This is a genomic window from Streptomyces sp. NBC_00354 (assembly GCF_036106915.1).
Taxonomy (GTDB): domain Bacteria; phylum Actinomycetota; class Actinomycetes; order Streptomycetales; family Streptomycetaceae; genus Streptomyces.
Window position 1 is genome coordinate 8,468,051 of sequence record NZ_CP107983.1, and the last position, 17,530, is coordinate 8,485,580.

The following is a 17,530-nucleotide window of genomic DNA, read 5'->3' on the forward strand; positions in this document are numbered from 1 at the left end:
CGGTGGTGACGGTCCGGGCCGTATGACCTCCTCGGGTCCAACCACCCCCGCATCAGCCGTACGTGACCGTCACTTCGCGGAAGCCCAGGGAGCGCAGCAGCCCCTCGAGCATGGACGTGGTGTTCTTCTCGGCGCGCCCGGCGAGCCCGCTGTCACGGGCCGCTACGTCGATGTGCTGCGCGGCGAGCTTCTGTACGGCCTGCTCACCGGCCGGGTTGTCGGAGAACAGATCGCCGATCCGGTCCAGCAGGCCCCGCTGCTTCGACACCGCGTACGAACGGTTCGGGTCGAGGGCTGCCGTGCCGAGCACCGCGTGGGGCAGCCGGATCGACGCCTTGGTGCGGTCGCCGTTCACGGTGACGTTCCGCTCGCCCAGTGCGCCCAGGTCGACGTAGCCGCCGACCGTGCCGGCGCCCACGTACAGGGTGCGGGTTCCACGGATGGCATCCGGCAGGAACGCCGCGTCCTTCTCCAGGTCGACGACCACCTGGAAGTTGCCGACGGCAGCCTCGTAACGGGCCATGTCCTGGATCGACTTGAGGAGAGCGGGACCGGAACGGTCCCGGGTCTCCTCGCCGAAGAGGCCGCCGAAGCCCGGAACCAGGCTGAAGCGCTCCACCAGCACGATCAGCACCCCGACCACCGCCAGGCCGGCAGCGATCCGCCCCCACCACGGGCGCCGCGAGCCGCCCGGCCGATCCGAAGAGGTTTCCATACTCCGCGGATACCCCGTGGAGGCGGCTCCAGCACGAAATCCCCGCACGCGGCACGTCCGCGTCGAGCCCTCGTGGCTAACGACGGCGTTCTCGGGTAGACGCCAGCTGAGGGCCGGGGTGGATTCAACCGCTCGGCCGAACTCCCAACACGAGAATGGGGCCACCATGCTTTTTGCCGGGCTTATCCTCCTCCTCATCGGATTTCTGACCGGAATCTCCGTCCTGTGGACCATCGGTGTCATCTTGCTCGTGGTGGGCGCGGTGCTGTGGGTCCTGGGCTCCGTCGGGCACGCGGTCGGCGGCCGCCGCCACTACTGGTAGCCGCTGGGTAGCCCCGCGAATGAAGTCGCAGGCGCGGGGCAGGCGAAGTCCAGGCGGAGAGCGAAAACCGCCCGGCACGACGAACGGAGAAAGGGGAGGGCGGCAGCACGGAATTTCCTTGCAGTCCTCTGTTCACCTGTTTACCGGAGGAGTTGTTTTCGCGTGACTGAGCATGTGTGGAGTTACAAGTCGACCTCGGGCCACCTGGCCGGTACCGATCTGACCGGCTACAAGGTCGAGGCGACCGACGGCGGCATCGGCAAGGTGGACAAGCACTCCGACGAGGTCGGTGACGCCTATCTGGTCGTGGACACCGGGGTCTGGATCTTCGGCAAGGAGGTCCTGATGCCGGCGAGCACCGTCGTCAGCATCGACCCGGAGGAGCGGAAGGTATTCATCGACCGGACCAAGGGCCAGATCAAGGACGCCCCCGAGTTTCACCGGGACGAGCACCTCGGTGACGCCCGGTACCGAGAGGAACTGGGAACCTACTACGGCACAGGCGCCGGAGGCCCCTTCGGCGCCCCGCTCGCCTGACCGCCTGCGGCCGGTGGGCCCGGACTCCCCGAGTCCGGGCCCACCAGCACTGCCGTGCCGAGAAGGCTGAGCGGGGCCTCCGAGGCGGTCCGGCCGAGGCGGGGCATGACGCGCGTGACGGCCCGCGCGCATCGGAGCATGAGGCGGCGGCCGCGGGGTAGGCGCAGCCGGAGGGGACGTTTGCAGGGAGGCGTCATGGCGGATGCCCGCGGGGCCGGCCGGGACGAGACCGCGGAGGAACGGGCGGACCGGCAGTGGCAGGAGCTCATCCAGGAGATCCGCGTCGCCCAGACCGGAGTGCAGATCCTCTTCGGATTCCTGCTCACGGTCGTTTTCACCCCCACCTTCCACGGGCTTGCGCAGACCGACAAGACGATCTACATCGTGACCGTGGTGCTGGGAGCGCTCGCGACGGGTGCGCTCATCGGGCCGGTCGCCTTCCACCGCATCGTCTCGGGCCGGCGGATCAAGCCCGAGGCGGTCGCGTGGGCCGCACGCCTGACCTTCACGGGCCTGGTCCTGCTGCTGGCCACCTGCACCGCAGCCCTCTGCCTGGTGCTGCGCGTCGCGACCCACAACGCCCTCGTGCCGTGGCTCGTGGGAGGCGTGCTGGCCTGGTACCTGCTGTGCTGGTTCGCGCTGCCCCTGTGGGCGCGGATCCGGTACACCGCGGAGAACTGACCGCCGGTTCCGGCTGCTCCTGCGCTACGTGGGCCGGGGGTGTGCCAGCGCGGCTTCCATATCGGTGTGGACCCGGAACAGCCGGTCCGCACCCGTGATGTGGAACATGCGTGCGACCGGCGGGTGCAACCCGACCAGTTCGAGGCTGCCGCCGGCTTGCCGGATCACGAGTCGGCCGTGCAACAGCACGTTCAATCCCGTGGAGTCACAGAAATCCAGCCGGCTCAGGTCGACCAGCAGCCTCGCGCCGTCCTGCCACGTCGCGTCGAGTGCCTGCCGCAGGGGCTCGGCGGTGTCGTGGTCGAGTTCCCCCGCCATGACCAGAACCGTGGCCCCGGGGAGGGACTGCGCCTCGACGGTGAAACGCTCTCCGCTCGCCGTGGACATCACGTGCACACCCTCTCTGCGTGGCCGCTCAGATGAACCGCTGAGGTTGTCATGGCGTCTCCCGTCCGGGTTTTCGGGGCGTATTGCGCCTACCCCGCTGCCTGCCGCCCAAGCGACGGGGGACACGCGGGTGCAGGCGATGCAAGGCCGCGACCACGCCCGGTGCGGCGGATCACGGGTCATCCGGGACGTGGACGTCCAGGACGCAGATGTCGTCGCGGTTGCCCGGGCACAGCGCGGCGAGCGTACGGGCGAGGGTCTCGCCCCGTCCTTCCCGCAGGAGCCGCAGGGTGGTCGCGGCGAGCCGGTCCAGTCCGACATCGAGGTCCTCGCCCGGTTCCTCCACGAGTCCGTCGGTGTAGAGCAGCAGGTGGTCGCCGGGCATCAGGTCGATGACGGCCTGTTCGTAGGAGGTGTCGAAGGTGGCGCCGAGGAGCGTGCCCGGAGGCTGCTCGAGGAAGCTCGCCCGGTCGCCGCGGACCAGCAAGGGGGGCAGGTGACCCGCCCGTACCCAGATCAGGCGCCGGTCCCAGGGCTGGTACCGGGCCATGACCATGGTGGCGCTGGCGCCGCCGGACGGATCCGAAGCGGTATGGAGCAGAAGCGTGTTGAGCCGGCGCAGGACGTCGGGCAGGGGCGAGCCCGTGATCGTCATGCCTTTCGTGGTGAACCGCAGCTGGGCCATGGTGCCGACGGCAGGCAGACCATGGCCGGCCACGTCCCCGACGACGAACAGGGCACTTTCATCCGGTAGTTCGATGGCGCTGTACCAGTCGCCGCCGACGTTGACTCCCCGGTCTGCGGGTACGTAGGCGACGTCGATGCACAGGCCGGCCAGTTCCAGGGACTGCTCGGGAATCGGCAGCAGGGTCTCCTGGAGACGTGCGGCGAGCGCCCGTTCGGCCTGGAGCATGCCGCGCTGGAGGAGGACGGCGCGCTCGCTCTCGAGCAGCGCGAGTTCGGCGCCGCGCTGCGCGCTGAGGTCCTGGAAGAAACCGTGCACCTCGACCGGGGTGCCGTCGGCATCCGTCTGGGCCTCGGCGACGATCCGCAGGTGCCGCACGCCGTGCTCGGTGGCGATACGGAACGGCTGGTCGACGGCCTCCCCCTCGCTCAGCAGCCGCTCGACGGCCGTGCCCAGTCTTGGAACGTCGTCGGGCAAGAGGTGCTGTGGCAGCTCCTCCAGTGTCATCGGCCCGTCCAGGGGATCGCGGTCGAAGATGGCGTAGACCTGATCGGACCAGGTGATGGTGTCCGTCGTCAGGCTCCAGCCCGCCCAGCCGAGGTTGCCCAGCCGCTGCATGTCGGCGAGCCGCCGAGCCTCGCGCTCGCCGGTGTCGTGGCGGATCCATGACACGACCAGGCGGTCTCCCAGCCGGGACGCCCGGACCGAGTAGACGGACCGCTGCGGGACGCCGGCGATCACCTCTTCATAGGTGAAGGGCTCTCCCTCGTACCTGGTTCCCGTGGTGAGGGTCTCCAGGTAGCCGTCCCACAGCGAGGTGCCCGCTATGGTCGGGTACGTCTCCAGGATCCGGCGGCCCACGAGTTCCTTGCCGCGCCGCCCCGCCACGTCCACCGACTCGGGCGCCGCCGCGTCGATGCGGTAGTCCTCCACCTGGCCCGCCTCCGAGCGCAGCGGGGTGAGCAGGATCGCGGGTCCGGCCAGCGCGTCCAGCGTGCGCTGGACGGACGCCACCTCGATGGCGCCCGGTGTCCCCTCGGCGTCGGCGTCGCGGGGCCGGTCCGCCACCCCCAGTGGGCCCGCGCACAACCGGGCGGCCCGCCGCAGCAGCGCTCGGGTGTCGGCCGCGAAGGGGCCCGGCTTCGTGCGCAGGAAGCCGATGGCGGCCGTCGGGGGCCCGTCGGTGGGTACGGGGAGCCAGGCGCGCGAGGACCACCGGTCCGGCGGCTCCGCGATGAGCAGGTAGCGGCGGGCGTCCTCGGCCGGTTCTTCCAGCCACAGGGCCCGGCGCCCGGCGATGGCCTCGTAGGCGGCGACGCCGCTGAGCGGGGGGATGTGGTGCCACTGCTCGGCGAGCTCCTCGTCGATGCCGGCGCGACCGGTCAGCTCCAGGCTCCCGGCGGGGGCCAGAGAGTAGATCATGACCGCATCCACGCCGGCGTTCCCGCCGAGCACGGTCCGCAGCAGCTCCGCGACGTCGTCACCCCCGCGGGCCGTCGCCAGGCCGTCGGCGAGGCGGGCCAGGAGCGGGCGCAGCGCGGCGCCGCCCACGAGGTGGCGTGGGGCGCCGGAGGCCCGCGCGGCCGACTCGTTCCCCGCTACGACGGCCGCGGGGGCTGTGGGCGAGTCGGAGGGTGCGTGCCCGGGCGGCGGCTGCGAGTGCATCCGCCCCAGGACGATCCAGCACTCCTCCAACAGGGTGCGGCCCCGCTCACCGGCACGGCCGAGGAGCATCTCGTAGGCCGTGTCGGCGGACACCCCCGCCCGGGCCATCAGCACGCCCTTGGCCCGTTCGACGACGGCCGTGGTCGCGGCGACGCCTTCCAGGTCCACGATTTCCGATCGCAGCCTGGCCACCACCTTGGCGAGCGCCAGCACCTCGGGTGCGGCGCCCTCACCCGCGGCGTCGCCCTTCATGCCTCGAGCATGGCACGGCCGTGCACGGCGCGGCGGGCACGGCCCCCGACGCCGCGTACGCAGAGGAACCGCCAGGCCTCGCAGCACCCGGGTGGACGAGCCCGTACGGGTGTGCAACGCGGCGCCCTGACCCGGGTCACCGGCCGCAGGCAGGCCGGCCTCGGCGCCGTCTGCACGGGGTTCGGCACGGCATCCCGGACCGCCAGGCGCCTGATGTCGGGCGTTCCGGCACGGATTGCGGGACGCCTGCCACGGAAGCAGGGTGGGCGGGCGGTATCCCCTCGAGGAAAGGAAGAACCCCGTGAGCAAGGCAAAGGCAAAGGGCAAGCAGGTCAAGGGCAAGATCAAGGAGACCGCCGGCAGCGCCATGGACGACAAGGGCATGCAGGCGGAGGGGGCGGCCGAGCGGATGAGCGGCAAGGCCGAGGAGATGACGTCGAAGGCTTCGGACAAGGCGAAGAAGGCCACGGGCAGGTCTTGACCTGCCGCCCGCCCCGCGCTCGTACGGCTTGCGATCCACGCAGAGGGTGCCCTCGACGAGTTCCCCGACCTCGTGGACCTCGGCCAGTAGCTCAGAGCGGCCCGGAAGCGTCTGGAGAGGGAGTTGGGGACCGACCGGGACGGGTCGCCGCCGAGCGGCGGTTAGGCCATCTCTCGGGGATCGCCTTCCTCCCCATCCAGCGGCGCGACGAAGGCGACTTCATCGGCTATTGCGGGTTGATCATCGGCCGCACCACCGTAGAGGAGCCTGAAATCGCGTACGAGCTGTTCCAGCGCGCACACGGGCACGGTTACGCCACCGAGGCGGGCGGCGCGGTGCTCGATGCCGCTGTTGCGACCGGGCGGAAACGGCTCTGGGCGACCGTCGGCGCGTGGAACACACCGTCGTTCCGTGTCCTTGAGAAGCTCGGGTTCGAGCGGGATCACGTTTCCACGGAAGACAGCGGTGAAGTGGTATGGCTCACACGCCCGTTGCCGTGACGCGGGGCTGTGCTTCCATGCCGCGGTGAAGAGCGACAGCGTGGCAGGCGAAAGTGCGTCCCGAAGTGTCCGATATCGTACTGATCGCGATCTCGGTGACTGTGTGCGGGTGTTGGCAGAGGTCCATGAGCGCGACGGCTATCCGGTGAACTGGCCTGACGCCCCACACGCATGGCTCACGCCGCCGGCGCTCATTGTTTCGTGGGTGGCGGAACTGAACGGCCGCATTGCCGGTCATGTCGGCCTGTCCCGGAGTGACGCGGGAGACGTGGCGCCCGGGCTGTGGAGCGCTCGCGCAGGGGTGGGTCACGATGCGACCGCTGTGGTCAGCCGGCTGTTCGTCGCCCCGTCGGCCCGCGGCCGTGGGATCGGCGCACTGCTGATGGCGCAGGCTGTCGCAGAGGCACGGGATCGCGGTGTGCATCCGGTGCTCGACGTGGTGGCATCCGATGCTGCGGCGGCAGCCTTGTACGAGCGGCTCGGCTGGGAACTGCTGGCCACGGTCGAACAGCAGTGGAGCCCGGAGCAGAGGGTGGGCCTCCGGTGCTACGCGGCGCCAATCTGGCAAGACCGGGGCCGAAGTCGGCATCAGGGGCCCGACGGCCCCGTGACCCACATGGCAGAAGGGCCCGGATCCATTTCAGGATCCGGGCCCTTCTGAGCAGTAGCGGGGACAGGATTTGAACCTGCGACCTCTGGGTTATGAGCCCAGCGAGCTACCGAGCTGCTCCACCCCGCGTCGGTGAACTCCACTCTACGGCACCCCCCGGCCGTGTTCGACCGGTTATCTCTCGGGGAGCTGCCAGGCCGGGTGTTCTGGCGCCCCCGGCAGCAGCGGCCGCCGCCGCAGGTCGAGGGCCGCCGCGGGGCGATCACGGCACGGCTTCCCTGCCCCGGCACCGGGGACGGGCCGAGCAGCTCCACCTCGTCCGATCGCGCGAGCAACACCATGACGGGCGAATTTCGTAGTTCTTCGCAATTTCGTGCCCCACCGTGCTTCGTGCGAGTGAAGCAGTTGTCGAAGATCGCCGATCTTCCGCGGCCGCCGGAAGACTGTGCCGCAGGTTGGCGGTCCGTCTGCACGGCGGCACCACGACGCCACCCCCACCTCCATCAAACGAAGGCGGACGTCATGGCGAACGGCACGGTCCTGCTGGCCCTGCGGGAGGACCCTTTGGGCGGCGGCGCGAGTTCCGAGCAACTGCGAAGGATCGCCAAGGAGATCGAGAACAAGGGGCTGGAGACGCGGTGGGCCGCCAGCGCCGGTGACGCCCGTGCCACCCTCTACACGGAGGCGGGACTCGCGGCCGCCGTCGTCGCATGGGACCTTCCGCGCGGTCGGCGCGGGGCCACCGAGGAGGGTGGTGGCGCCGACGTACTGCGTGACATCGCACGCCGCTTCAAGGACCTGCCCGTCTTCCTCCTCATGGCCGACGAGTCCGACCAGGACCTCGAACGCCTGCCCCTGTGGGTCTCCGAGGCGGTGGTCGGCTACATCTGGCCCCTCGAGGACACGCCCGCCTTCATCGCCGGCCGTGTGACCACGGCCGCCCGCGCGTACCATACGGACGTCCTGCCGCCGTTCTTCAAGGCCCTGCGCCGTTTCGACGACGCACACGAGTACTCCTGGCACACCCCCGCGCACGCGGGCGGCGTCGCGTTCCTGAAGTCCCCGGCGGGACGCGCCTTCTTCGACTACTACGGCGAGCGTCTCTTCCGCAGCGACCTGTCGATCTCGGTCGGCGAGCTGGGATCGCTCTTCGAGCACAGCGGCCCGATTGGTGAGGCGGAGCGCAACGCCGCCCGCGTCTTCGGCGCCGACCGTACGTACTTCGTCCTGCACGGCGACTCCACGGCCGACCGCATGGTGGGGCACTACAGCGTGACCTCCGACGAGATCGCGCTGGTGGACCGCAACTGCCACAAGTCCGTGCTGCACGGCCTGGTGATCTCCGGTGCCCGCCCCGTCTACCTCGTACCCACGCGCAACGGCTACGGCCTGGCCGGCCCGCTGCCCCCGGCCGAGACCGACGCGGCGGCGGTCGCCGCCCGGATCGCGGGCAACCCCCTCGCAGCGGGCGCGGTGTCGCCCGAAGCCCAGTACGCGGTCCTCACCAACTCCACGTACGACGGCCTGTGCTACGACACCGTCGCGGCGGCCCGGGCCTTCGCCCCCAGCACCCCCCGCCTGCATTTCGACGAGGCGTGGTTCGCCTACGCGCGCTTCCACCCCTTGTACGCCGGGCGCTACGGAATGGCCGTGGGCCCCGACACGTTCGAGGGGCCCGAGCGACCCACCGTCTTCTCCACGCAGTCCACCCACAAACTGCTGGCCGCGCTCTCGCAGTGCGCCATGGTCCACGTCAAGTCGGCTCCCCGCGCCCCCGTCGAACACGAACGGTTCAACGAGGCGTTCATGATGCACGGCACCACCTCGGCGCTCTATCCGGCGATCGCCTCCCTGGACGTGGCCACCGCCATGATGGACGGCGCGCAGGGCCAGTGGCTGATCGACGAGGCGATCACCGAAGCGATCCGCTTCCGCCAGGCCGTCGTCCGTACCGGCCGCCGGATCGCCGCCGCGGGCGACCGGCCCGGCTGGTTCTTCGGCGTGTGGCAGCCCGACAGCGTCACCGACCCGGCCACCGGCGAGCGCATCCCGTTCGCCGACGCCCCGCCGGCGCTGCTGAGCCGCGAGGCAGGCTGCTGGCACCTCGAACCCGGCGCCGACTGGCACGGGTTCGCCGGCCTCAGCGAGGGCTACTGCATGCTGGACCCGGTCAAGGTGACCCTGACCTGTCCCGGCGTGACGGCCACCGGCGAGACCTCGCCCTGGGGGATCCCCGCACGGATCCTCACCGCGTACCTGGCGGGCCGCGGCATCGTCGTGGAGAAGACCGACAGCTACACCACGCTCGTCCTCTTCTCCATGGGCATCACCAAGGGCAAGTGGGGCACCCTGATGGACGCCCTCATGGACTTCAAGGCCCTGTACGACGCGGACGCGCCGCTCGACCGGGTCCTGCCGGGTCTGGTCGAGCAGTTCCCGCGCCGGTACGCCGGCACCACCCTGGGCCGGCTGTGCCAGGAGATGCATGAACACCTCACCCGCGCCGATCTGATCACTGCGCTCGACACGGCCTTCCAGCAGCTGCCGGAACCCGTCGCGCCGCCCCGGCGTTGCTACCAGCAGCTGATCCGGGGCGGTACGCAGCGCCTGCGGCTGGCCGAGGCCGCGGGGCGGGTCGCGGCCGCGATGGTCACGGTGACGCCGCCGGGTATCCCGGTGCTGATGCCCGGGGAGTCCGTCGGCGCCCCCGACGGTCCGCTGCTGCGCTACCTGGGCGCGCTGGAGGCCTTCGACCGCGCCTTCCCCGGCTTCCACAGCGAGGCCCACGGGGTCACGATCGACCCGGAGAACGGCGACTACCGGATCGAGTGCGTACGCCTGAGGCCTGACGCCTGACGGGCAGGACCCGCCGGCAGACCTCCCCCTCACCCGTGCCGCGGGAGAGGGGGAGGCACTGGGCTTCGGCGACACGTGCCCTAGGGGGACGCGCAGGCCTCCCGAGCATCCCGACACGCCGGGGTCGACCCGCGCCGCGGGCGTACGGGCCCGGGCCAGGACGTGAGGCCGCCGCGCAGGCGTACTGGATCATGGCTGCATGCCTGAACACGCGGGCTCAGGTCCGCGAGCCGGGCGTACCGGCAGGGTTTCCCCCTGCTGGAGAGGACTTCTTCGCCGAGGAGGTGTTGTGGCTGCTCCACGTCTGCGCTGCGTACACGCGAGCAGATCCCGCGATCGCGCGGTCAGTGCCGGAGGATTCCCACACGTCCGCTCGGCGACCCGATTTTGCCATTCCCGCCATTACAGGAGTCATTCATGACCACACCCGTCGGCCGCGTGAGGGCCACTGCATCCGCCGCTGCCATCGTCAGGGACGAGCGGGGCAGGGTGCTCATCGTCAACCCGGTCTACAAGGAGCGGTGGAACCTGCCCGGCGGCCACTTGGAGGAGGGTGAGCTTCCCACCGCGGCAGCGCGCCGTGAGGTCCGTGAGGAAATCGGTCTGGACCTCGAGATCGGCGATCTCCTCGTGATCGCTTGGGTGACCAGGGCGGAAGGCTCGCATGTCTTCTACGTATTCGACGGTCCCCAGCTGAGCCCGGAGCAGCAGCAGGCCATCACTCTCCAGGAATCGGAGATCGGTGAGATCCGTTTCTGTCGGCCCGAAGACATATCTCCCAGCATGATTCCGCCCTTCGCACTCGCCATATGGCGCGAGGCTCTCGCGGCACGTGAGAACAAGCGCGCCGCCTACCTCGAACTCGCCCTGTAGGCGCGCGCTCCACGCACTGTCAGGCCGCAGGGCGGGCGGTATCCCTCAATGCGGACATCGCACACGCACGCATCTGGCCGTGGCGACGAGCCCGGGCCGGTTCTGGCGGGGGCCGCGGCAGTCAGTCCTCGTCCGGGATGGCCCGGGCACCGTCCCGGCCGGGCATCCGGACGAAAGCCGGGTTGGTCGCGATCGCCGAAGACTCCATGCGGTCGGCCTCATCGGACGCGCCGTCGGCGCGCAGTGCCCGGATCAGGTCGTGGAGGACCACCGCCCGGTTCCAGTCGTACGCCCCACCCTGGTAGATGGCCAGTGCCGCCTCCAGGTCGCTGCGCGCTCGGGCCGGCTGCCCCAGTTCGCGATGGGCGACACCTCGCAGGTGCCTGGCCATGGCCTCCGCGTACGCGTCACCGGCCCGCCGGGTCACCTCGATCGCCTCGGTGAGGGGTGCCAGTGCCTCGTCCGGGCGGCCCTGCCTCAGGTGCAGCAGGCCGACGTCCCGCTGGGTGTGGGCGTACCACATATCGTCCCCGAGCTGCCGGAACAAGCCGAGGGCCGCCTGCGCCGAGGACCAGGCGTCGTCGAACCGTTCCATGCCGGCGTACACGCGGATCCGCGCGTTGTCGATGCGGCCGATCCACTGCCGCTCGCCCATGGGGCCCAGGATGTCCTCGGCCTGTTCGTACGCCTCCAGCGCGTCCTGGCGGCGGGCGAGCAGCCGGTAGATCTTGCCCAGCGCGTACTGGCTCCGGGCTTCCCAGACCCTGTCGTTCAGGACGCCGAAGTCGCGGATCGCCTGTTCCAGGAGCGGCGCGGCTTCCTCGGGCCTGCGCAGGTATCCGAGCGTCTCGGCCAGGGTGCGCCGAAGGCGCGCCTGTGCCCGCCTGTCCCCGAACCCCTCTGCCAGCCGCAGTGCCTCCCGCTGGCTCTCCTCCGCCTTCTCGGGCTGTCCGCGCCACCGCTGGAACTCGCCCAGCTTCTCCAGAGACGCCTGGACGTGCCACAGGTCGTTCTCCGCGCGCAGTTCCCCCACGGCCCTGGTCATGTGGTCCAGGGCTGCCGGATAGTCGCTCTTGGCCGCGTGGGCGCGCGCGACGACCATCCGGTCTCGTGCCGTCAACGTGACGACGGGATCCGGGGATCCGCCCGGCAGGAACAGCTCCAGGGCCGCGTCGGGCAGCTGGTTCCCCAGGGCGACCAGCGCGCGGCCGCGACGCAGGCTCCGGACCACCCTGGTCCGCTGCTCGGCACCCTGGTCGAAGAGCCACCGGGCGGAGTCCTGGGTCAGGTTCACATCGTCGAGGAAGTACGTCAGGCCCTCGGCGATCTCCGCTCCCTCCGGCTCCATGCCCAGGCGACGGGCGCGGGTGATCGCCCACTGGATGCGTTCGCTCTCCGCCGCCACCCAGGATCCGGCCGTCTCGCGCTCCAGGTCTCCCGGCCGCTCGTCGGGTGCTCCGGTGCCGAGTTCCGGAGCCCGGCCCGCCGCCAGGTAGACGACCGCTTCCCGGTAGGCGCCGACCAGCCGCTGCTCCGCACTGCGGCGCTCATCCGGGGGCAGGCTTTTGTACTGCTCACGGGCGAAGACGCGCACCAGGTCGTGGAGGCCGTAGGAGGGCTCGGCGTCGTCGGGGCTCCTGCGGGCCTCCATCAGCCCTACGCCGACGAGTTCGTCGCAAACCCCTCCCGCCATCGCCGGACTCGGCAGGCTCCGCCCGACGTGCCAGTCGGTCAGCCTGCCCACGGGCAGGGAGGACATGAGCCCGAACGCCTGCCGTGCGCTGTCCGGCAGGTCCCGGTGGATGAGGGAGAGACATGCGTGGAGGCTGTCGTCCTCGAAGACCAGCTCCTGCAGCCGCGCCTGTTCGTCCACGAGTCGCGCTCGCATCCGTCGAAGCGTCAGGTCCTCCCGTGTGCCGATCTTCCCTCCGACGATGCGCAGCGCCAGCGGAAGCCGGTCGCAGAACTGCACGATGTCCAGGGCCGCGGCGGGTTCCGCGGCGACGCGTTCCCGGCCCGCGTAGGCGCTGAGGATCTCCAACGCCTGGTCCTCGGCGGGGAGTTCCACCTTCAGCGGGTGGCGCCTGGTGATGTTTCCCGCCGACAGGTTCCTCCTGCTCGTCACGAGTGCCGAGCAGCCGGCCCCCACGGGCAGAAGCGGCTGGATCTGTTCCGTGCTGTGCGCGTTGTCGAGCACGATCAGCAGGCGCATGGCGTTCGTGAGGCTGCGGAAGCGGGTGGCGCGGTCGTCGACGCTGCGGGGGATGTCCTCCTGAGCCGTCCCCAGGTTGCGGAGGAATCGCTCCAGGACCTCCCTGCTGTCGCGCGGCGTGGCGGTGCCGCCTCTCAGGTCGACGTACAACTGGCCGTCGGGGTAGTGCTCCTTGACGCGGTGCGCCGCGTGCAGGGCTAGGGCCGTCTTCCCCGTGCCGGCCGCGCCGTGGACGACGGTCACGGCACACTGCCCGGCGGACGGGTTCGCGGGCAGTGTGCCGCTCGTCGGGGCCGGCACGTCCCGGAGCCGCTCGATGAGGCTGCTGCTGAGCGCTTCCCGCCCCACCAGTAATTTTTCCGGGGGGAGTTGGTGGGGCTCTTCCAGCCCGGCCCGTACCGATACGGCCAGGTCGTCCGCCGAGTGGCGGTACAGGAACGCGGTCAGGCCGGCCACGACCGCGGCGGCGCCCCCGAAGGCGCCGAGCGCCCACTCGTCCTTCAGCTCGGTGAAGATCAGGTCCCCGGTCATGCCCCCGACGGCCGCGAGCGCCGTGGCGCTCCCGAGCAGGAGCCGCTTGCGACGGGTCTGCGCCTGGACCGACACCCTGTCCCCCCGGAGTCAATGTGGAGCGGATGATGGCATGAATCAGCCGCCCGTGAGCTGCGGAGGGAATGAATCGAGACAGCCGGCCCACGCGCGCGACTAAGGAGCCCCTCATGGAACTCCTGGCCACGGTCGGGGCCCTGCGTGACTCGGCGTACTCGCTCGCATACCTTACGTCGCATGAAGACGGTACTTGCAGCCTGCGTGGCGGCATCGGCACTGGTCCTCGCCGTGCCGAGTTCCGCGAGCGCGGCCCACGGCATGCTGATCATCGACGGCGCGGCCCACCACTCGCCCAGCGGCTGCTTCCCGCTGGGCGACTTCGTCCCACCCGTGGTCTCCAACTACACCGACTCGGTCATCGAAGTCTGGTCCGGCTACGACTGCACGGGTCAGGTCGACTGGCGGATCCACCCGGGCGAGACCTACCACCCGAACGGCAACCGCAGCATCTTCGTCCCCTGACACCGGCTCGTGCCGCATCCTGGTATGTCGCCGAGGTGAGCCGTCCAAGCGGCGATACAGCAGAAGCGCACCGCCGGACCGTCCCGAAAGGGATCAAACAGTCGGTGACCGAGGCGCGAATTCTCCAAAAGCCGGAATAACTCAGTCCAGTCAAGGCCCGCTTCATCCTCATTTCCAGTCTTGACGTGAGGGTTAATTTCATGCCGGTGACCGCCTGAACCATGCATGGCGGTCGAATCGGAGTCCCCTGGGGGGATCTTGCGTTACCGGATATATCCGGGCGGGCCGATGCGGCATGCCCCTTCACGGTTCAGAGCCCCTGGTGGACTGCGCGCCACCGCAACCGGCCTGGCCCTCGTCATGTCCCTCTCGATGCTCTACGGAGCCGAAGCCGCCGTCGCCGCGCCCGTGACCGCTGGCCCTGCCCAGCAGGGCAAGAACACCGCGCAGTCCGCGGCGGACGTCCCGTCGGCCCGGGTGGCCGCCCGTTTGTAGGGGCACCGCGTAGAGGCGCTGTCGGAGCGTTCGGAGACGGCGACGACCTGGGTGAACAAGGACGGCTCGCTGACCACGGAGGTGGCGGCGGGTCCGATCCGGTTCAAGGACCCGGCCACGGACCAGTGGCGGGACGTGGACGTCGACCTGGCCGCGGCCACCGATGGTTCCGTCGCCTCGAAGTCACATCCGCGGGGCCTGCGCCTTTCCGGGAAGACCGGCACGAAGGCGGCCTCCCTGAAGGCTTCGCAGTCGGCCCCCGCCACCGATCTCGTGACACTGGGCACGGGCGCCGAGGCGACCCGTACCGGTTTCGAGCAGTTCGTCGAGGTCAAGGCGAGGCCTGATGCGGGCTTCTCGTACACGCTGCCGCTCAAGACCAAGGGCCTGAAGGTCGAGGAGCAGGCGGACGGCAGTGTCGTCTTCACCGACAAGAAGTCGCAGCAGACGGCCACGATGCCCGCCCCCGTGATGTGGGACGCGAGCACCGATCCCGCCTCGGGCGAGCACACTCGCCGGGCGGCGGTCGGCCTGAAGGTCGTCAAGACCAAGGACGGGGTGGACCTGGTCGTCACCCCGGACGCCGCGTTCCTCGCGACCCCCGAGACGAAGTACCCCGTCACCGTCGACCCCTCGACCTCGGCACTCGGCAATCTCTTCGACACGTACGTCCAGCAGGGCGAGACCGTCGACTGGTCCAACGACACCGAGCTCGACTTCGGAAACCCGGGCACGAAGAACAGCGACGGCACCTTCCGCACTGCCCGCTCCTTCAACACCTGGAACTCCGCTCCGGTCGCGGACGCCCGCATCTCCAGTGCTCAGCTGTCTCTCTGGAACTTCCATTCGGGCAACACCGACTGCTCCGCACAGCCCTGGGAGGTGTGGACGGCCCATGGCCCCACCACCGCCTCGCGCTGGACGAACCAGCCGGCGATGGTGACCAAGTACGCCACGTCCACCCAGACCAGGGGCAACCAGGCCTGCACCTCGGCCCCCGACGGCTGGGTCAACACGGACGTCACCAGCCTGGTCCAGCAGTGGGCCAACAACAAGTGGGCGTTCTCCAGCATGGGCCTGCGGTCCACCGACGAGAACAACATCAAGCATTCGACAAGAACACCAACCGCAAGACGCTCGCGACCGCCACGGCGGCGGCCAACGCCGACTGCACCACCACGGGCGCCACGACCACCAGCAACACCTACGACAGCGCCGACCGGCTCGTGAACGCCGGCTACACCTACGACGCCTTCGGCCGCACCACCGCCCTGCCCGGCTCGACGCTGGCGTACTACGCCACCGACCTCGTCCGGCAGCAGACTGCGGGCACCCGGCGCCAGACCTGGGCCCTGGACTCCAACCAGCGGTTCCGTTCCTGGACCACCGAGAGCAACAACGCCGGCACCTGGACGCAGACCGCGTCCAAGCTCAACCACTACGACTCCGACGCGGACAGCCCACGCTGGATCGTCGAGGACACCGCCACCGGGGTACTGACGCGCAACGTCGACGGCCTCGACGGCAACCTCGGTGCCACCACCACCAAGACCGGCGAGACCGTACTCCAGCTGGCCAACCTGCACGGCGACATCACCTTGCAGCTGCCGGTCGACACCGCGGTCGCCCCGACCGTGCTGGACCCCCTGGAGGAAGGGCAAGAGTTGGTCGTCGAACCTGGAGTACTCCCAGAAGGGCAGGCATGACTACTTCAACTTCCACATCACTCACCGAGCTCCGAAGAGGTGGGCGTGGCGGCGGTCGTGGAGTCCATGGCGGTCGCCTGGCTCGAGGGAGCCGGAGCGTGTCAGAAAGATCGTGTAAGTCCGTGATGTGACAGCCTGGCCCGGGGCTCGGCCTCGGGCCCTTGGGCCGGGCGGATCGGACGAGTCATGGCGGACAAAGACGAAGCGGCCGCGTCCGTGGCCGGCGACAAGACGGTCGATGAGGTCGTCCAGCGGTTGCTGGACAAGGCTGATGCCTCCGGGGCGGCCCTGCTGGGTGAGGGCGGGCTGCTGACGGAGGTCACCAAGGCTGTTCTGGAGCGTGCTCTGGAAGCCGAGATGAGTGAACATCTCGGCTACGAGCGTGGAGATTCCGCAGGTCACGGGTCGGGGAACTCGCGCAACGGAACGTCATCCAAGACGGTCCTGACCGATGCCGGCGCGGTCACTTTGGCGGTGCCCAGGGACCGCAACGGCGAGTTCGAACCGCGTCTGGTCCCGAAGAACGCCCGCCGGCTGGCGGGGTTCAATGACCGGATCCTCTCGCTCTACGCCCGCGGGATGAGCGTGCGGGACATCCGCTCCCACCTCGCGCAGATCTACGGGGTCGAGGTCAGTCCCGATCTGATCAGCAAGGTCACCGATGCCGTGATCGACGAGCTCGTGACCTGGCAGAACCGGCCCCTGGATGCGGTCTGGCCGATCATCTACATCGACGCTTTGTGGGTGAAGATCCGGTCCGGTTCAGTGACCTCGAAGCCCGTCTATCTGGCCGTCGGCGTGGACATGGACGGTCGCAAGGACGTCCTCGGTCTGTGGGTCGGAGCCGAGGGCGAAGGCGCCACCACCTGGATGGCAGTCCTGTCGGAGCTGCGGAACCGGGGCATCGAGGACGTCTGCATCGTCGTCTGCGACGGGTTGAAGGGCCTGCCCGACGCGGTCACGGCGACCTGGCCCAAGGCCACCGTCCAAACGTGCGTGATCCACCTGACCAGAGCCTCGCTCAGGCTGTCGTCTGTGCGGGACCACCCGAAACTGGTGCCGTCCCTGAAGGCCATCTACACGGCCCCCACCGAGCAGGCCGCCGAACAGGCCCTTGACGTGTTTGAGGCCTCTGAGCTGGGCGAACGCTACCCGGCGATCGTGCGGACCTGGCGGTCGGCCTGGCCGGAGTTCACACCTTACCCGGCGTTTCCGCCGGCCATAAGGACGGTGGTCTACTCCACGAACATGGTCGAGTCCATGAACGCCCGCCTCCGCAAAGCCACCCGCAACCGCGGCCACTTCCCCTCGGAGCAGGCCGCGTTGAAGGTTCTCTACCTCGCGGTCCGCGAACAGATCAACCCCAAAGCGCGCGACGCGAACCACGTCGCCGCACACTGGAAAGAGGCACTGAACCAGTTCTCACTCTTCTTCGAGGACCGGCTCAGCATCCAATGAAATCAGCCGACTTACACAAGATCG

Annotated in this window: 14 protein-coding genes, 1 tRNA gene and 3 pseudogenes; 13 read left to right on the forward strand and 5 right to left on the reverse strand. The window is 69.8% G+C overall.

Going from position 1 to position 17,530, the window contains the following annotated elements:
• Positions 1-52: 52 nt before the first annotated feature.
• The gene (locus OHT74_RS39125) at positions 53-715 is read right to left on the reverse strand and encodes a DUF4230 domain-containing protein (RefSeq protein ID WP_328622998.1); all 663 of its coding nucleotides are present in this window, start codon (positions 713-715) and stop codon (positions 53-55) included.
• 166 nt (positions 716-881) lie between these two features.
• Between OHT74_RS39125 and OHT74_RS39130 the strand changes: the two genes are divergently transcribed.
• From OHT74_RS39130 to OHT74_RS39140, 3 genes are all read left to right on the forward strand, one after another.
• Positions 882-1,037, forward strand: a complete 156-nt coding sequence (locus OHT74_RS39130; RefSeq protein WP_266671718.1) for a DUF6131 family protein — start codon at positions 882-884, stop codon at positions 1,035-1,037.
• A gap of 162 nt (positions 1,038-1,199) precedes the next feature.
• A complete protein-coding gene (locus OHT74_RS39135) occupies positions 1,200-1,574 on the forward strand; it encodes a PRC-barrel domain containing protein (protein WP_266671719.1) in 375 nt (124 codons plus the stop codon).
• Between the two features lie 195 nt (positions 1,575-1,769).
• On the forward strand, positions 1,770-2,255 hold the full coding sequence (locus OHT74_RS39140; protein ID WP_328622999.1) for a DUF6328 family protein: 486 nt from the start codon (positions 1,770-1,772) through the stop codon (positions 2,253-2,255).
• 24 nt (positions 2,256-2,279) lie between these two features.
• On the opposite strand, the gene OHT74_RS39145 is transcribed toward OHT74_RS39140, so the two are convergent.
• Positions 2,280-2,642, reverse strand: coding sequence for an STAS domain-containing protein (locus tag OHT74_RS39145; RefSeq protein WP_266671723.1), 363 nt, complete (start codon positions 2,640-2,642; stop codon positions 2,280-2,282).
• A 172-nt stretch (positions 2,643-2,814) separates the two neighbouring features.
• Positions 2,815-5,244 (reverse strand): SpoIIE family protein phosphatase, encoded by a 2,430-nt coding sequence (locus tag OHT74_RS39150; protein ID WP_328623000.1) that lies wholly within the window; start codon positions 5,242-5,244, stop codon positions 2,815-2,817.
• 301 nt (positions 5,245-5,545) lie between these two features.
• Between OHT74_RS39150 and OHT74_RS39155 the strand changes: the two genes are divergently transcribed.
• The 3 genes and pseudogenes from OHT74_RS39155 to OHT74_RS39165 all read left to right on the forward strand — a co-directional run.
• The gene (locus OHT74_RS39155; protein ID WP_266671727.1) at positions 5,546-5,725 is read left to right on the forward strand and encodes a CsbD family protein; all 180 of its coding nucleotides are present in this window, start codon (positions 5,546-5,548) and stop codon (positions 5,723-5,725) included.
• 173 nt (positions 5,726-5,898) lie between these two features.
• A pseudogene (locus tag OHT74_RS39160) lies at positions 5,899-6,225 on the forward strand (GNAT family N-acetyltransferase); the annotation flags it as partial.
• A gap of 25 nt (positions 6,226-6,250) precedes the next feature.
• Positions 6,251-6,781 (forward strand): annotated as a pseudogene (locus tag OHT74_RS39165) (GNAT family N-acetyltransferase); the annotation flags it as partial.
• A gap of 109 nt (positions 6,782-6,890) precedes the next feature.
• Here the strand turns inward: OHT74_RS39165 and OHT74_RS39170 are convergent.
• Positions 6,891-6,964, reverse strand: a tRNA-Met gene (locus OHT74_RS39170).
• A 393-nt stretch (positions 6,965-7,357) separates the two neighbouring features.
• Here OHT74_RS39170 and OHT74_RS39175 point away from each other — a divergent pair.
• Genes OHT74_RS39175 through OHT74_RS39180 form a run of 3 tightly spaced genes read left to right on the forward strand, consistent with a single transcriptional unit; the run spans position 7,358 to position 10,564 of the window.
• Entirely contained in the window at positions 7,358-9,691 is a 2,334-nt protein-coding gene (locus OHT74_RS39175; RefSeq protein ID WP_328623001.1) for an Orn/Lys/Arg decarboxylase N-terminal domain-containing protein, read from the forward strand.
• A gap of 35 nt (positions 9,692-9,726) precedes the next feature.
• Positions 9,727-10,248, forward strand: coding sequence for a DUF6545 domain-containing protein (locus OHT74_RS42295; protein WP_422070983.1), 522 nt, complete (start codon positions 9,727-9,729; stop codon positions 10,246-10,248).
• Entirely contained in the window at positions 10,130-10,564 is a 435-nt protein-coding gene (locus OHT74_RS39180) for an NUDIX domain-containing protein (RefSeq protein WP_422070988.1), read from the forward strand. The genes OHT74_RS42295 and OHT74_RS39180 overlap by 119 nt, the downstream gene beginning before the upstream one ends.
• Before the next feature lie 121 nt (positions 10,565-10,685).
• Here the strand turns inward: OHT74_RS39180 and OHT74_RS39185 are convergent, their stop codons facing one another.
• Positions 10,686-13,382 carry a tetratricopeptide repeat protein gene (locus OHT74_RS39185; protein WP_328623003.1) on the reverse strand — a complete coding sequence of 899 codons (2,697 nt, stop codon included), beginning with the start codon at positions 13,380-13,382 and terminating at the stop codon, positions 10,686-10,688.
• 180 nt (positions 13,383-13,562) lie between these two features.
• Between OHT74_RS39185 and OHT74_RS39190 the strand changes: the two genes are divergently transcribed.
• The 4 genes and pseudogenes from OHT74_RS39190 (at position 13,563) to OHT74_RS39205 (ending at position 17,506) form a co-directional block, all read left to right on the forward strand.
• Positions 13,563-13,847, forward strand: coding sequence for a hypothetical protein (locus OHT74_RS39190; protein ID WP_266671737.1), 285 nt, complete (start codon positions 13,563-13,565; stop codon positions 13,845-13,847).
• A gap of 360 nt (positions 13,848-14,207) precedes the next feature.
• Positions 14,208-15,524, forward strand: a pseudogene (locus OHT74_RS39195) (DNRLRE domain-containing protein); the annotation flags it as partial.
• Positions 15,525-15,568: 44 nt separating this feature from the next.
• The gene (locus OHT74_RS39200; protein WP_328623004.1) at positions 15,569-16,048 is read left to right on the forward strand and encodes a hypothetical protein; all 480 of its coding nucleotides are present in this window, start codon (positions 15,569-15,571) and stop codon (positions 16,046-16,048) included.
• A gap of 186 nt (positions 16,049-16,234) precedes the next feature.
• Entirely contained in the window at positions 16,235-17,506 is a 1,272-nt protein-coding gene (locus tag OHT74_RS39205; protein WP_328623005.1) for an IS256 family transposase, read from the forward strand.
• Positions 17,507-17,530: the final 24 nt, after the last annotated feature.

Bases quoted from the DNA above. Each gene is read 5' to 3' on its own strand.
- OHT74_RS39150 (WP_328623000.1), bottom strand. From the start codon at position 5,244: ATGAAGGGCGACGCCGCGGGTGAGGGCGCCGCACCCGAGGTGCTGGCG.
- OHT74_RS39125 (WP_328622998.1), bottom strand. From the start codon at position 715: ATGGAAACCTCTTCGGATCGGCCGGGCGGCTCGCGGCGCCCGTGGTGG.
- OHT74_RS39190 (WP_266671737.1), top strand. From the start codon at position 13,563: ATGAAGACGGTACTTGCAGCCTGCGTGGCGGCATCGGCACTGGTCCTC.
- OHT74_RS39175 (WP_328623001.1), top strand. From the start codon at position 7,358: ATGGCGAACGGCACGGTCCTGCTGGCCCTGCGGGAGGACCCTTTGGGC.
- OHT74_RS39145 (WP_266671723.1), bottom strand. From the start codon at position 2,642: ATGTCCACGGCGAGCGGAGAGCGTTTCACCGTCGAGGCGCAGTCCCTC.
- OHT74_RS39140 (WP_328622999.1), top strand. From the start codon at position 1,770: ATGGCGGATGCCCGCGGGGCCGGCCGGGACGAGACCGCGGAGGAACGG.
- OHT74_RS39205 (WP_328623005.1), top strand. From the start codon at position 16,235: ATGGCGGACAAAGACGAAGCGGCCGCGTCCGTGGCCGGCGACAAGACG.
- OHT74_RS39130 (WP_266671718.1), top strand. From the start codon at position 882: ATGCTTTTTGCCGGGCTTATCCTCCTCCTCATCGGATTTCTGACCGGA.